This window comes from Acinetobacter sp. YH01018 (assembly GCF_013420295.1).
GTDB lineage: Bacteria > Pseudomonadota > Gammaproteobacteria > Pseudomonadales > Moraxellaceae > Acinetobacter.
This window is the reverse complement of the sequence record NZ_VOYL01000024.1, coordinates 26,315-40,388: the sequence shown is the minus strand read 5'-3', so window position 1 is coordinate 40,388 and position 14,074 is coordinate 26,315. Positions and strand designations below refer to the sequence as shown.

Here is a 14,074-nt window from a genome sequence, read left to right as displayed (position 1 = left end):
GTTCTTCATAATCTCTTAATGATCTTCTTACTGGTTCGTCACCAGCAAGCTAGGTCGGCTATATTACACTAGATATTCTCAGTGTCAATCAGTAATTCAAATTATTTTAAACTTTCTTTCTAAAACCAAATCTCAACACTTCGTGCTAAGTTGCTGTTTTATCAGAAGTTTTAATCTTCATCACCGCCGATGGATGTGCATTCTACACCATTCCAAACCCAATGCAACTCCTTTTTTTAAATAACTCAACAAAAATATCACGACTGTTTACTTATTATACAAAATAGAAGTTTTTTATTATTTTTTGCACGCAAACGGGACAGGATTAGCTAGTTCATCACGCATTTTTTCCTGTTTATTTTTTTCTTGCCAGCTCAGTGAGCGGCAATCGATATATTCACAATAGCCACTTTCACCTGTTTCTTCATGATGATTAATTCTGACTTGATATTTAAAACTACCCACATAACCTGCCGCCAAACCAAATTTAAAATCTCCGCGGCTTTGTGCCTGTACGGAAATGCAGGTGCCATCTTTATCTTCATAAGCCCATTCAAACTCACGTGGCAAATACATGCTTTGCCCATTCGGTGTTTTTACTTTGGGATAAACCCGATGTACTTTAAAACGTACGTTCTGGTCAAACATTTGCGAGATGCCTGTTTTTCCATCTCGTAAATATAGGCGTGACTGTAAAATACCGTTGAAAGAATCTCGAATCTGAGCCAAAAGCAGTTGACGCTGATTTTCCAGATTTATAACTTGATAGGTAAAAAATGCCAAAGGCAAATAAGGGAAATTAATGGAACGAGCATATTCAAAACAGCCCATCTGCTGAATTTCAAACTTTTGTTCCTTATAAGTCACCTGCCCTTCACATTGACACAGTAAAGACCAGTGATCTGCCAGTCCCATACACAACCGGGTAAAATAGGAAACAATATTGCTGGTGCAAATTGATAAATCAAAACTTAGTTCTTTATCTTTACGCTGTATTTGAAAATGAGGAAAACTGCCGCGAATTGTTTCCCGATCTAAAAACTGAAAATGCCCTTTGCTAAAACGACAGTCCTTCTCCACCGAGTAAGCATTCAATTGCCCTACCATATGCGAGCTAATACTGGCAATGGTAGTGGCAGTATCTAAAGCTGTGGTTTGAATGGCACTTTCATTGCGCAGCATTGCTGCATTCGGCTGGCCAATCAGACTAATGAAATTGAGGTAATGTAAGGGTGCGGGTAGACCAGGAATCATCAAACCTTGATGAATGATTTTATAGTGACCTTTTTGCGCATGATAGGCCAAGCGCAACTGAAATGGAGCCTGATTGAGTTGTTTGGAGCGATCAAATAAATCTTGAAACAACTGCATATCGTGCTCCTTTTTATTTTCAGTATAGCGTTCTCATTTTTATATGGCGGTATTTTTTCTCGCAAGGAAAGTGGTCACAAAACCTGACAGTGCATAGATAATGGAAATAACCAAAATCCCTACAGGAATATTATAAGTAATTGCAGCAAAGATAAACACTGCAATCGGTAACACAAAAAATGGTACTCGTTTGCGATCAAATGTTTTAAATGAATAGTATTTGATATTGGAAATCATCAACAAGCCGACTGAAATGATCGCAATCGCATTAAAGATCTGAATACCCAATTCACGTATATCAAAAATTTGCGGGAAATCTTGTGCGACCCAGACCAGGGTAATAATGATCACCGCCGCCAACGGACTTGCCACACCAATAAAATAGCGTTTATCTACCACACCAATTTGCACGTTGAAGCGTGCCAGACGGAAAGCTGCACAAGCGGTATACACAAAACAGGCAGCAAGTCCAATGCGCCCCAAATCATGCAGACTCCAGCTATACATTAAAATAGCCGGCGCCACGCCGAAAGCAAGCAAGTCAGACAAGGAGTCGAACTGTTCACCAAACGGGCTTTGAGCACCAATCGCACGTGCTACCCGACCGTCCAATCCATCGAATAATGCCGCCAGAAAAATAGCATAAATGGCTTGAGTGAAATCTCCATTCATGCTGGCAATAATGGAATAAAAGCCCGATAGCAAAGCGGCTGTTGTAATCAGATTCGGCCACAGATAGATGCCACGACGTTTCACCTTTTGTCCCTCGTGGGTATGCTCTTCTTCTTCCACTTCAAAGGTGATGCCATCAAAACCATGCTCATCACGTGGAGAAGATTCACTTTCAGGTTTGTTTATACTTGTCATTCTTTGTCGATCCTAAATGTAACCGTATCTTTTTCAACGTATCTCTTATTCACCAACCAACCAGCGAACCGCGGCGTGCCCACCATTTTCACTCATACGTAAATGCGGGAACAACCATTGTAAAGCCTCATCCGCATCTTCAGAAAATTTCCATGGCGGATTAATCACCAGCAAACCACAACCATTCAGACCCACTGGCGTATCATCCGGCCATACACAAACTTCACATACCAATTGACGACGAATACCGGTTTTGATCATTTTCTTTTCAAAACGTTCAATCATGGCGCGATCTTTAATTGGATACCATACAGCAAAAATACCCGTAGGCCATTTTTTATACGCAGCAACCAACAATTCGACCAATTGTGGAAAATCTTTACGTTCCAATTCATAAGGTGGATCAATCATGACCAGACCGCGCTTTTCTTTAGGCGGAATCACCCCTAGTAAGCCTTCATAGGCATCACGTTCATGCAGGCCGGCACGGCGGTCACGAATATTAAAACGCAGCTGCTGGAAGACTTCAGGCTGCATTTCGAAAATAGTGGCTTTATCTATTTCACGCATGCCTTCCAGAGCAAACCAGGGTGAACCCGGATAGGCACCCTTACCTGAAACTTCACGCATATCTTGAACAACTTTAAGATATTGCTTTACGCCTTCAGGCGCATTGCGGGTGATTGAATCATCCAGCTTGATTAAACGGTGAATACCATTTAAAAACTCGCCTGATTTTTGCGCTGCAGACGTCGATAAATCGTATTTACCTGCCCCACCATGCGTATCGATATAGCGATAAGGTTTATCTTTGGCATTTAAACGTGTTAAAAGTTGCAGCAATAACACATGCTTCATGACATCGGCAAAGTTGCCTGCATGGAAATGGTGACGGTAATTCATGTTTCTTTAATTCCTGATATCAACCGCTATTTTAGCATGAAAAAATGTTTCGTTCCGCAGGATATCTTGCTCTAGAATACAACAGCATTTTTCTATCCTGTTGTGAGTATAGCTGTATGGATGCAATTCACCTTCCAAAGTCATGCAATGTTGATCAAATGATTGAAGATCTAGATCAGCAGGGCTTTAGCATTATTGATGATGTTTATCCTGAAGAATATATTCATGCCTTGGTTGAAGAATGTACTTCTCATTTAAATCAGTTTAGAGAAGCAGCTATTCAAAATGGGGTGATAAGCAAAATCCGTAGTGATCATATTTTATGGATTAATGAAGAGTTAGAAAAAGCCCAACAGCACATCAAAACCTTGCAAAATCTGGGAGAAGAACTGAACCGAGCCTTTTTTCTGGGCATTCGAGAAGTTGAAGCCCATTTTGCCTGTTATAACGCCGGTGAATTTTATGCCCTGCACCGTGACAACCCTCAAGGTAAAAATGGCCGTGTGATTTCTGCTGTGTATTATCTGCATGAAGACTGGCAAGCGGACTGGGGTGGTGAATTGCGTTTACAGGATAAAAATGATCAGTGGCACATTATCCCGCCAAAACCGAACCGCATTGCCCTATTCCAAAGTGATTTATTGCACGAAGTACTCAAAGCTAAGCATCAACGCCTGTCCATTACGGCATGGTTACGCAGCAGCAATTCCATTTGGTAATTCACACCGGAGGATGCTTTAAATCTGGAAAAACATCCTCATATAGGAATCATTGACAGATGAGGATGTAACCGATGCGGGAAAACACCAAACAGATTATTCAACGTATTGGCGAAACTGATCAGTTGTATTTACAAGGGAATACGCCAAAACTTGCCTTAGAACGTGCTGAGTTACGCATGCAATTGGTGCTGCTGAGTAATTCACGTCAGGAACAGATTCATTTTCTGCAAGAAGCCGTGGTTCTACTTGAACAGGGCCGTATTGAATTTGAAGAAATGCCGTTAAGTTTATATATGAACTTATCCATGCATTTGGCCAAAGCCTATATGCTGTATTTCGAAATTACCAAGGAACAAAGATTTGCCTTGATTACCCAGCAAATCTTAAAACCCATCACTCACGACCAGTATGGGGACGTTTATTTTTTCCTGGCCTATGCTTCTGCAGCCAAGAGTGAAACTGCCTTAGCGCGACATTGGCTCACCAAATACAGTAAAACTGCCGATTTTGACTTGATTTTGGTACAAGAGCATCCAGCCTTTCACCCATTCCGTGAGCATGACTGGTTTGTGCATTTAGTCAAAAGCAAAGTTCATTAATTGCAGATTTAACGATAAAAAACGCCTGCAATGAGGCGTTTTTTTATGATCTGTTCTGCTTAAAAGTTCCTTCTTCTCAGCAGGTTTTAAAGCTCACCTGTCTACAAAAAATCAGGCAGGTTGCAGTTTGGTGGCATTCATATGTAATTGCTGGTTCAGTTCATCAATCAACATGACCCACTCATCTGCATCTTCCACTAAATAGCGAATTAAAAACTCACGCTGGGATTTATTCCAGAAGGGAGCATCATGCAGATTTTGATGTGCAGGTAATTGATGAGTCCGTATAAAAAGCTCAATAGCTGCAGGGCTAGAAGCCAGCCCAAGTTGTTCAAATAACATTTTAAAGGATGGGTTATTATTCATAAGCATGGCACACTCCTTATCAACCAAACTGTCATTTATTATTTAATTAACTTATAAAATATTCATAAAAAAACCTAGTCATAAAACTAGGTTTGTTGTTTCAATTTGTGTTCACTGATGGGTTGAGGTTGAAAGCCGGTCTTCGGTATGCAATTGTTCATTTAAGATATCCACCACCATGGCCCATTCATCATCCTTTTTCCAATGGCTGATCAGAAAATCATGCTGTGCCTGTGTCCAGAATGGAGCGTGATGCAAAGGGATATCCATCGTCAATTGATGGCTTTCTATAAACCGGTCTATCGCCTCTTGGCTCGCGTCTAGTCCCAACTGCTCAAATAAAAGCTCCAATGTAGGTTGTTGATCAAACATCTCATTCTCCTTAAACCTTTATTGTTAGCTTTTAAATTAGACGCAAACCCTGACACATTCAGTTGTCACTGCATCACAGCGTGTTATTTTTTGTTCAAAACCAAATTTCAGGCATAAAAAAGCACCCCAAATGGGGTGCTTTTCAATTTAATCTAAAAGATTAAATTATTTAACCATGTCAGCAATTGCTGCACGTTCTTCTTCTAACTCGTTAAGAGTGAAGTTGATACGCTCACGGCTGAATTCGTCGATTTCAAGACCTTGAACGATCTTGTATTCGCCATTTTCACAAGTTACAGGGAAACCGAACATTACGCCTTCAGGGATACCGTAAGAACCGTCAGAAGGAATACCCATAGTTACCCATTCGCCGTTTGTGCCAAGAGCCCAATCGCGCATATGGTCGATTGCAGCGTTTGCAGCAGAAGCTGCAGAAGACAGACCACGTGCTTCGATGATTGCAGCACCACGTTTACCAACAGTTGGAAGGAACACGTCTTTGTTCCAAGCAGCATCGTTGATTTTGTCTTTTAAGCTTTCGCCGTTTACAGTTGCAAAACGGTAGTCAGCATACATTGTTGGAGAGTGGTTACCCCAAACAGTCATAGTTTTGATGTCAGAAACTGCAACGCCAGCTTTTTGAGCAAGTTGAGTCAACGCACGGTTGTGGTCAAGACGCAACATTGCTGTGAAGTTTTTCGCTGGAAGATCTGGAGCAGATTTCATTGCGATGTAAGCATTGGTGTTCGCAGGGTTACCTACAACAAGTACTTTAACGTCACGACTAGCAACTTCGTTTAATGCTTGACCTTGACCGATGAAGATTTCACCGTTCACTTTAAGAAGGTCAGCACGTTCCATACCTGGACCACGTGGACGCGAACCAACTAGAAGAGCGTAGTCAGCATCTTTGAATGCAACTTTAGGATCATCAGTACCGATCATGCCAGCCAATAATGGGAAAGCACAGTCGTCAAGTTCCATCATTACGCCTTTAAGCGCAGCTTGAGCTTTCTCAAAAGGAACTTCTAATAATTGAAGAATAACTGGTTGGTCTTTACCCAACATCTCACCGCTAGCGATACGGAATAATAGGCTGTAACCAATTTGACCAGCAGCGCCAGTAACGGCAACGCGAACAGGTTGCTTCATGTAATTATCTCCAATTGAGAGGATCGTCATAATAATTAAATAGCTGTTCTATTTAATCTTAATAATCATAAACGGCAAAGATTGTACTCCAATACTTTGACAGATGCATTTAAAAGAGAATGGATTTCAACAAAAGTATGATAGGAAATATAAATAAAATATATAAAAAAGCTTAGTAAGAACCTTTTATGGTAAATAAATTTGGACAGGTATTTTCTACTTCTGCTGAACAGCGCTTGTACTGTCCATTATTTTTGTAGCAAAGTTTCACTTCGGTCAGAATGGTATTTCCCTGGAAAGTCGAACAGCTAAATCTAATAGCATTGGCAGGTAAACTTGGATTCAAACGCAGAAACTGCAATCGAAGATTGGTCTGATGCATGGCTCGCGTCTCAGGACTGGTTAATTCCTTCGGAATTTTGAGACGTTCAGCATAATTAATGATAGTACGGAAATATTGACTTGAGTTCATCTGTACACATCCGCCAATTCCACGCCAAAGTTGCATGCGGGCATTTTCATCGGGCATGACTCGTGCCACGACTTTCGCCTGCAAGGGAGATAAAGCCGCAGAGGATGTGGTCCTGCACTCGGTTTCCGAAGTTTCCGGATACAAACCGGAAATATTCAGCGAATAGCCTTCCAGACATTTGCGCTGTTTTGATTTTTGGGCATCAAACATGCATACCGCAGGGGTCATTTGTACCACCATGACATAACCCTGCAAAGGGGCTGCAAAAGTTTGAGGTGCAAACAGCCCTAGTCCAGCACTGCTCAGCGCGAACAGCACCCATCTTAGTAAAACTGAAGTTCGCCCAGAAAATATCATCAACAAGTCAGACCTATCAATAAAACTAAAAATTAAGGATTATTTCTTAATGGAATTATATTCATCCGTTTTTCAATCGACTGCGCTCCTTGTCCAAGCAATACTCCATAATGGGTGGCGTTGGTCATGACATGTTTTACATAATCACGTGTTTCGGTTAAGGGAATGGTTTCAGTATATTGATCAGCGGCTATCTGCTGGGCATCCGGTTGCCAGCGACGTGCACGGTTTGGACCAGCATTATAGCCAGCCGTTGCCAGCACAGGATTATTGCTGAGCTGGCTCTGAATCATCGACAAATAAAAAGTGCCATAACGAATATTGGTATTCATGTCGGTTAAAGCTGCCGGATTATAAGTTTCGCCCATTTGCCGGGCCACCAGTTTCGCCGTATCCGGCATAATTTGCATTAACCCTCCTGCACCCACATGTGAACGTGCCTGTGAAACAAAACGACTTTCCTGACGCATCAAACCATAGGCCCATGCAGGATCGATTCCGGCATTTCGACTATGGCTGACCACATAACTTTGATGTGGCATGGCATAACGATAGGAATAATTGTGCTTGGATTCAGTACGGTCAGCCGCGTAAATGGCACGGTCGTACCAACCTATATCCGTCGCACGTTTTGCAGCTGCCAGCAGTAAGCCATCATCATGTTTTAAATATGCCTGACGCACTGCCCAGTTCCATTCACGATTCACATAACTATCCGGTGCGTTGACACGGCGTAAAGCAAAAGCACGGTTAAAATGAATATTTTGGCTTAAACGCTGCACATCACTATTTGAAGGTTGAACATTACCGGGAATATTATTGTAACTCTGCCCCAACTTATCTCTGGCCAGCAGATTATGGTAATCATCTCCCTGTGCCAATTTTTTGAAAATTTCTTGTGCCACACGTTTAGAGTGAGCATCACCACGCTGCTCTGAAGCCCGTGCCAACCAGTACTGCCAACGATCTTCCTGCTTTTGGGTTACGCCCATCGCATCAATGGCCCGAATCAGGCTTTCCCATGCACTAAAACGAATGGCTTGACGAGCATAAATTTCCGCTTCTTCTGCACTAAAGGGCAAACCGTAACTGGCATCCAGATAATTCAGTACTTCACGGTTAAAATTGTTTTTCATCACCGTGGTTCCGCCAATATAGCCCACAGTACGATAGAGCGCTTTTTGTACTTGTAGCGGTGTCCCTTCTGCTGCATTTTTGACGGAAGCCATTGCAGTATTTAAGTCGCTATCGGCCAGACGTCCCAGGGCATAAATCAAATAAGCCTGATCTGCACTGGTGGCTTTAGGCGCAGACCATAAATAATTTAAAGGATTGGCCTGAATTTGATTGAGCTGTGCAAGTGACAGGCTCAGCCCCAGCGTTTGTGCCGTAGCCAAGGCCAAGCCCGACTGGCCTGCGCGAAGCTGTCCCCACAAGCGTTGCTGCCTGTCCTGCTCGGTCATTAGGGGACTCGACAGCATCATACGTCCCAAACCGGTACAGGATTCAGGTTGTGAGTTGGTAGCAAGCCAGACATCTTTATATTCAGCAAAAACCAGGGGATCACCCGATTTGGCACGAACCTGCGCAACCGCACAGTTTTCCGCCTGATCCGGATTGGTCACATACTGCAAAATAGGCTGCGCAGTCGCAAAATCTGCCTGCTTGACTTTTTCTTCGACATAATCGGCAGCCAGTTTTTCCGCCATGGCCGATTGCGGATAACGCTGAGCAAAATTGATAATTTGGCTGGCAGGCTGATTGGCCAGATTGCTATTCAATAACCAGTATTCCGGATAATAGCCCAGCACATCGTTCTGCATCGATGCCTGATATTGTTGTAATAAATCTAAATTTGAAGAATTGGCAGCACGCAAAGCATCATTAAACTGTTCATCAGCTGCATAAGAAATCGAAATAAAACCGGTAGATGCCAAAGCCAAAGCAAGCACTTTATAATAATTTTTATTGATTACCCGATTAAACATATGCCCGCCTTCTGTCATTTAATATTGCCTTGGTCGCACCTAATCATTTTTGAATAGTTTAATTATTATTACACTACTCTACTGTTCTGTTATGTAACCTTATGATTAGACAATATTAATTTTCAATCATTTTTACTTCACAAATCAATATTTTTGCAGCTTTATTTAGAGCTATAAGTTTGGCTTCGATTCCTGCTAAAATATGCGCCTTTCTTGTATTCAAATTGCATTTTTTCAAGATGACAGTCAGCCTCTTTCTTCCTCTTCAATACCATTAGGCATTGAAAGGAAAAAGAAATATCGCTCGCTGAGTGAGCTTGATACAGTCAGTCTTGAATTGCGATTTCACCGATTTATCCTTTAGGAGCCTACATGACGGTTCAAACCTTCATTCCAAATAGTGCCCAAGCTGCTTCAGAAAACACTGTTACCCAGCCACAGCACACCCCAGCCGACGGTTCAGTGAAAAAACTGTATATCGAAACGCAAGGGTGTCAGATGAATGAGTATGACAGTCATCGTATGGCAGATCTTTTAGGCGACTCGCACGGTTATGTACTCACCACTGACCCAAATGATGCCGATATTCTGCTGATGAATACCTGTTCCATTCGTGAAAAGGCCCAGGAAAAAGTCTTTTCCGAACTAGGTCGCTGGCGCAAGCTGAAAGAAAAAAATCCTGATCTGGTGATTGGGGTCGGCGGTTGTGTCGCTTCTCAGGAAGGTGACAATATTCAGAAACGTGCACCGTATGTCGACATGGTGTTTGGTCCACAAACCTTGCACCGTTTACCGCAAATGCTGGATCAGCATAGTGAACAAATTGAAAAACCGAAGAAAGAAAAAATCAAGCTGGTGGATATTTCTTTCCCGGATATCGAAAAATTCGACTTTTTACCTGAACCGCGTGTTGAAGGCTATAAAGCGTTTGTTTCAATTATGGAAGGCTGTTCCAAATACTGTTCTTTCTGCGTAGTCCCTTATACCCGCGGCGAAGAAGTATCGCGTCCTTTAGATGACGTACTTGCAGAAATTGCCGGTCTGGCGGAAAAAGGGGTTCGTGAAATCAGCCTATTAGGTCAGAACGTGAATGGTTACCGCGGCGAAACTTTCGAAGGCAATATCTGCACCTTTGCCGACTTACTGCGTCTGGTGGCTGAAATTCCGGGGATTGGTCGTTTACGCTATACCACCTCACATCCGCTTGAATTTAATGATGACCTGATTCAATGCTACCGTGACTTGCCACAAATGGTTTCGCACCTGCACTTGCCGGTACAAAGCGGTTCCAACGATGTGCTGAAAGCGATGAAGCGTAACCACACCATTGACGTGTATATCGAAAAAATTAAAAAGCTACGTACCGTCCGTCCGGATATGCATTTATCTTCAGACTTTATTATTGGTTTCCCGGGTGAAACCGATGAGAACTTTGAAGAAACTTATCAATTCATCCAGGATTTAGATTTCGACCACTCTTATAGCTTCATTTATTCAAAACGTCCAGGTACACCCGCTTCAGAACTTGAAGACAACACCCCTGAAGATGTGAAAAAAGAACGGCTGGCCAAAGTTCAGCAATGGATTAAACGCTCAAGCATTGATAAAACTGATGCCATGCTCGGCACCATCCAGCGTGTGCTGATTGAAAAGGTTTCTGACAAAGATCCGAACCTGTTGATTGGTACAGCGGACAATACCCGTCTGGTCTCTTTCATTGGTGATCCGGCCTGGGTTGGGCGTTTTGCAGAGATTGAAATTACCGAAATTAAAACTTTAAATTTTGTTTACGGTGAGCTCTTGAATCTTGAGCCTGACGTGGCGTAATGTAAGGTGATCAGTAAGATCATTTTATAAGGAATTCTCTTGACTGCAGCGATCCGACGTACAGTAACTTTTCCTGGTATTTCAATGGAACGTTTAAAAGGCATGCTGGGTGCTTATAACGGTCATTTGAAACAAATCGAACAGCGTTTAGAGGTCAAAATTTCCCATCGAGGTGATGCTTTTTACATCGATGGTGAGATTGATGCAGTAGAGAGAGCCGAAAGCCTCTTGATGCGTCTACATGAAGAAACTGAAACCAGCCAGCAAGTCAGCGCGGATACTTTGCATCTGATGATTCAGGGCAGTCAGACGGATCGTGAATTGCAGGAAGACTTTTCTGACAATGAACATACTGGTCTCGATGCAGTGTGGTTGCAAACCCGCAAAGGCCGGATTAATCCACGCGGTGCCAATCAAAAGCGTTATGTACAGCGTATTTTGCAAAGCGACATCTCATTCGGGATTGGTCCTGCCGGTACCGGTAAAACCTATCTTGCCGTGGCTGCTGCGGTAGATATGCTGGAACGTAATGAAATCCAGCGCATCCTGCTGGTTCGTCCTGCGGTTGAAGCCGGGGAAAAACTCGGTTTCTTGCCGGGGGATTTAAGCCAGAAAATCGATCCTTATTTGCGCCCGCTTTACGATGCCCTGTATGAAATGCTGGGCTTTGAAAAAGTCGCCAAACTGATTGAACGTCAGGTGATTGAAGTTGCGCCCCTCGCCTATATGCGTGGCCGTACCCTCAACCATTCTTTCGTGATTTTGGATGAAGCACAAAACACGACGCCAGAACAGATGAAAATGTTCCTGACTCGTTTAGGCTTTGGTTCACGTGCGGTCATTACCGGTGACATCACTCAGGTCGATTTACCTCGCGGTCAGCAATCTGGTTTAGCCCATGCTTTACGTGTACTGGAACCTGTAACCGAAATTCATATCACCCGTTTCCATTCCCGTGACGTAGTTCGTCACCGGCTGGTACAGAAAATTGTCGAAGCTTATGAAGGATGGGACAGTGAACAACACCGTCTTAGTGCTGAAGCACGGGCAGAACGTAAAGCGCGTCAGGAAGCATTGATTGCTGAAAATGATGCTGCTGCCGATGCTCAGGACTAAGATACTTTAAGGATTCATTTTGAAACTTAACCTATCATTGCAACAAGACTACCAGTCACCTGAACTGGTATTAAAACGCGCTTATATTAAAAAGGTCATTGAAACTACACTTCGTTTTATCAATGTCGATCAGGACTGTGAAATCGGGATTGCCTGTGTAGACAATGATGAAAGCCATAAGCTGAATCTGGAGTATCGTCAAAAAGACAAGCCGACCAATGTGCTGTCTTTCCCGAGCGATGTGCCAGAAGAAGTGCTGGCAATGCTGGATGCCCTACCCATTGGTGACCTGGTGATTTGTATTCCTGTGGTTTTACAAGAGGCCATTGATCAGAACAAAACACCGATTGAGCATTTCACTCATATGCTGGTGCATGGCACATTACACTTAATGGGCTATGACCATGAAACCTCAGATGAAGATGCTGAAGAAATGGAAGCATTGGAAATTGAAATTCTGGCGAAGTTAGGTTTTGAAAATCCCTATACTGAACAACAGTAGGTTCTAGCAGCATTCCCATTTATTAAACCCGATTAATTTCGATTAGTCGGGTTTTATTTATGCCAAATAAGCATAAAATCTTAAAATATCTCCCCTGCTAAATGCTGGAAAAAATGATGAACAGAATTCTTTTCCGACTTTGCCTGATTTCAGCGTTATTTCCTGCATCCCAATTGTATGCCAATGTTGAATCTGTATGTAAGGAAGTAAGGTTCCAGCCAGCAGATAATGCCTGGGTAGGCCATTATTATCTGGAAGGCGTGATGGAAGTCGGCTCTGAGCTTTTACTGCAACCGGACGGCAAGTTTAAATGGTATCTGGCTGTAGGTGCCTTAGACCAATATGCAGAAGGAACCTGGTGGAAAAATGGGACATGTATTGGCTTGAAAGCTGCACCCCAATACCGCCAATATTTAGAAATCTTCCCGACCCGCCTAGATCTTTCAGAACAGGACTTAAACGTGACATGGCCGGATGGGCGTCAAAAGGGGCACTATGTATTAGCATCACCTTAAAAACATAATCAAAATAAATACTTGTCAAACTTTTAAAAGCAGATCAAGGCCATTCAATCAATGCACCTCAAACTCAGCTTCAGCCGGGTCAAACCGCCAGGTACGCACAATGCGAAGCTCGGAAATATCTTTCATCCCTTTATCAAAACCACCGAATGGAGCAGCTTTACGCACTGAGGTCTTGGCCGCTTCATCAAGTAAACCATGACCTGAACTTTCAATCAGGCGAATGGCACGAATTCCGCCACTTTTATTTAAGATGACCATTAAACGCACCTCTCCTGCGAGGCGTTGCACTTTGGCTGCATCGGGATAATAGCGGTTACCGTAAAATTCTACTTTCTCACGGAATTTTTCCAAATAAGCGGCAGAAATATCCTGCTTGGCCTGTATACCATCTACGGTTTTAATTTTTTGCTGACGGCTAAAGTTTTGCTGACGTTGCAAATATTGTGCTTCCAGACTTGCCACCATCGCGGCCTTGGCCTGAAACTGGCTATTCAGCTCCTGCATGGCTTTTTTACGCTGGTTCTGTTCTGCTTCTTTCTTCCAGCTTAAGGTGGTCATCAGCACTTTTTCTTCAAAGCTGAGTTCGCGTTTCTGTTGTAAACGCTCCAGAGTTTCCTGTTGCTGTTCACCGGTCGTTTGCTCAGTCATCGCTGCCGGCATATCGCTCGACATACGGTGTGCTTCACGAAAAGTTCCAGAACCTTGCTGATCTGCCTGTGCCAGAAAATCCGCATGTTCCACCTTGTCCTCACTCGGACGTAATGTGACGGCGATCTCTTTGACTGCCGCATCACTTTCTTTCGGCATGGCAAACTGCAAAGTCAAAATAATCAAATGCAAAGCAACAGCTACAATCACTGCGCTTGTGAAAATTGGATCTTTCCACCATGCATGCATTAAAGGTGCGAAACTGATTTTCTTAAGCATCACATTAAA

Annotated in this window: 15 protein-coding genes; 6 read left to right on the top strand and 9 right to left on the bottom strand. The window is 43.0% G+C overall.

Translation table 11 applies throughout. The features are described 5' to 3' along the window. Positions 1 to 297: 297 nt before the first annotated feature. From FTT83_RS09690 to FTT83_RS09680, 3 genes are read right to left on the bottom strand one after another with little or no spacing between them, the layout of a single operon-like run. A complete protein-coding gene (locus FTT83_RS09690) occupies positions 298 to 1,371 on the bottom strand; it encodes a DUF6670 family protein (RefSeq protein WP_180042041.1) in 1,074 nt (357 codons plus the stop codon). A gap of 39 nt (positions 1,372 to 1,410) precedes the next feature. Further along, the gene (gene pssA / locus FTT83_RS09685; RefSeq protein ID WP_180042043.1) at positions 1,411 to 2,238 is read right to left on the bottom strand and encodes a CDP-diacylglycerol--serine O-phosphatidyltransferase; all 828 of its coding nucleotides are present in this window, start codon (positions 2,236 to 2,238) and stop codon (positions 1,411 to 1,413) included. 45 nt (positions 2,239 to 2,283) lie between these two features. Further along, a complete protein-coding gene (locus FTT83_RS09680) occupies positions 2,284 to 3,141 on the bottom strand; it encodes a 23S rRNA (adenine(2030)-N(6))-methyltransferase RlmJ (protein ID WP_180042045.1) in 858 nt (285 codons plus the stop codon). A 116-nt stretch (positions 3,142 to 3,257) separates the two neighbouring features. Between FTT83_RS09680 and FTT83_RS09675 the strand changes: the two genes are divergently transcribed. Together FTT83_RS09675 and FTT83_RS09670 are read left to right on the top strand one after the other, a co-directional pair. Beyond that, on the top strand, positions 3,258 to 3,860 hold the full coding sequence (locus FTT83_RS09675) for a 2OG-Fe(II) oxygenase (RefSeq protein WP_180042047.1): 603 nt from the start codon (positions 3,258 to 3,260) through the stop codon (positions 3,858 to 3,860). A 74-nt stretch (positions 3,861 to 3,934) separates the two neighbouring features. Next, on the top strand, positions 3,935 to 4,462 hold the full coding sequence (locus tag FTT83_RS09670) for a hypothetical protein (protein WP_180042049.1): 528 nt from the start codon (positions 3,935 to 3,937) through the stop codon (positions 4,460 to 4,462). Between the two features lie 111 nt (positions 4,463 to 4,573). On the opposite strand, the gene FTT83_RS09665 is transcribed toward FTT83_RS09670, so the two are convergent. From FTT83_RS09665 to FTT83_RS09645, 5 genes are all read right to left on the bottom strand, one after another. Continuing rightward, a complete protein-coding gene (locus FTT83_RS09665) occupies positions 4,574 to 4,834 on the bottom strand; it encodes a DUF2789 family protein (protein ID WP_086195729.1) in 261 nt (86 codons plus the stop codon). A gap of 105 nt (positions 4,835 to 4,939) precedes the next feature. Then, positions 4,940 to 5,200, bottom strand: a complete 261-nt coding sequence (locus FTT83_RS09660) for a DUF2789 family protein (RefSeq protein ID WP_086195730.1) — start codon at positions 5,198 to 5,200, stop codon at positions 4,940 to 4,942. Positions 5,201 to 5,365: 165 nt separating this feature from the next. After that, positions 5,366 to 6,352: a malate dehydrogenase gene (locus FTT83_RS09655; RefSeq protein ID WP_092821112.1), complete on the bottom strand. Its 987-nt coding sequence runs from the start codon at positions 6,350 to 6,352 to the stop codon at positions 5,366 to 5,368. Between the two features lie 172 nt (positions 6,353 to 6,524). After that, positions 6,525 to 7,181, bottom strand: a complete 657-nt coding sequence (locus FTT83_RS09650; RefSeq protein ID WP_180042158.1) for a ribonuclease I — start codon at positions 7,179 to 7,181, stop codon at positions 6,525 to 6,527. 32 nt (positions 7,182 to 7,213) lie between these two features. Next, entirely contained in the window at positions 7,214 to 9,187 is a 1,974-nt protein-coding gene (locus FTT83_RS09645) for a lytic transglycosylase domain-containing protein (RefSeq protein ID WP_180042051.1), read from the bottom strand. A 354-nt stretch (positions 9,188 to 9,541) separates the two neighbouring features. Here FTT83_RS09645 and miaB point away from each other — a divergent pair, with 354 nt between their 5' ends. The 4 genes from miaB (at position 9,542) to FTT83_RS09625 (ending at position 13,129) form a co-directional block, all read left to right on the top strand. Beyond that, complete coding sequence (gene miaB / locus FTT83_RS09640) at positions 9,542 to 10,996, top strand: tRNA (N6-isopentenyl adenosine(37)-C2)-methylthiotransferase MiaB (RefSeq protein ID WP_166168761.1); 1,455 nt, start codon at positions 9,542 to 9,544, stop codon at positions 10,994 to 10,996. 39 nt (positions 10,997 to 11,035) lie between these two features. Beyond that, the gene (locus tag FTT83_RS09635; protein WP_086195734.1) at positions 11,036 to 12,112 is read left to right on the top strand and encodes a PhoH family protein; all 1,077 of its coding nucleotides are present in this window, start codon (positions 11,036 to 11,038) and stop codon (positions 12,110 to 12,112) included. A gap of 19 nt (positions 12,113 to 12,131) precedes the next feature. Then, the gene (gene ybeY, locus FTT83_RS09630) at positions 12,132 to 12,614 is read left to right on the top strand and encodes an rRNA maturation RNase YbeY (protein WP_180042053.1); all 483 of its coding nucleotides are present in this window, start codon (positions 12,132 to 12,134) and stop codon (positions 12,612 to 12,614) included. A gap of 116 nt (positions 12,615 to 12,730) precedes the next feature. Continuing rightward, positions 12,731 to 13,129 (top strand): hypothetical protein, encoded by a 399-nt coding sequence (locus FTT83_RS09625; RefSeq protein ID WP_180042055.1) that lies wholly within the window; start codon positions 12,731 to 12,733, stop codon positions 13,127 to 13,129. 57 nt (positions 13,130 to 13,186) lie between these two features. Here the strand turns inward: FTT83_RS09625 and FTT83_RS09620 are convergent, their stop codons facing one another. Then, on the bottom strand, positions 13,187 to 14,065 hold the full coding sequence (locus FTT83_RS09620) for an energy transducer TonB (protein ID WP_180042071.1): 879 nt from the start codon (positions 14,063 to 14,065) through the stop codon (positions 13,187 to 13,189). Between the last annotated feature and the right edge of the window lie 9 nt (positions 14,066 to 14,074).

Coding starts and splice junctions, on each gene's coding strand:
- miaB (WP_166168761.1), top strand. CDS start 9,542: ATGACGGTTCAAACCTTCATTCCAAATAGTGCCCAAGCTGCTTCAGAA.
- FTT83_RS09665 (WP_086195729.1), bottom strand. CDS start 4,834: ATGCTTATGAATAATAACCCATCCTTTAAAATGTTATTTGAACAACTT.
- FTT83_RS09620 (WP_180042071.1), bottom strand. CDS start 14,065: ATGCTTAAGAAAATCAGTTTCGCACCTTTAATGCATGCATGGTGGAAA.
- FTT83_RS09645 (WP_180042051.1), bottom strand. CDS start 9,187: ATGACAGAAGGCGGGCATATGTTTAATCGGGTAATCAATAAAAATTAT.
- FTT83_RS09655 (WP_092821112.1), bottom strand. CDS start 6,352: ATGAAGCAACCTGTTCGCGTTGCCGTTACTGGCGCTGCTGGTCAAATT.
- FTT83_RS09680 (WP_180042045.1), bottom strand. CDS start 3,141: ATGAATTACCGTCACCATTTCCATGCAGGCAACTTTGCCGATGTCATG.
- FTT83_RS09670 (WP_180042049.1), top strand. CDS start 3,935: ATGCGGGAAAACACCAAACAGATTATTCAACGTATTGGCGAAACTGAT.
- FTT83_RS09660 (WP_086195730.1), bottom strand. CDS start 5,200: ATGTTTGATCAACAACCTACATTGGAGCTTTTATTTGAGCAGTTGGGA.
- FTT83_RS09690 (WP_180042041.1), bottom strand. CDS start 1,371: ATGCAGTTGTTTCAAGATTTATTTGATCGCTCCAAACAACTCAATCAG.
- FTT83_RS09625 (WP_180042055.1), top strand. CDS start 12,731: ATGAACAGAATTCTTTTCCGACTTTGCCTGATTTCAGCGTTATTTCCT.
- pssA (WP_180042043.1), bottom strand. CDS start 2,238: ATGACAAGTATAAACAAACCTGAAAGTGAATCTTCTCCACGTGATGAG.
- FTT83_RS09675 (WP_180042047.1), top strand. CDS start 3,258: ATGGATGCAATTCACCTTCCAAAGTCATGCAATGTTGATCAAATGATT.
- FTT83_RS09650 (WP_180042158.1), bottom strand. CDS start 7,181: ATGATATTTTCTGGGCGAACTTCAGTTTTACTAAGATGGGTGCTGTTC.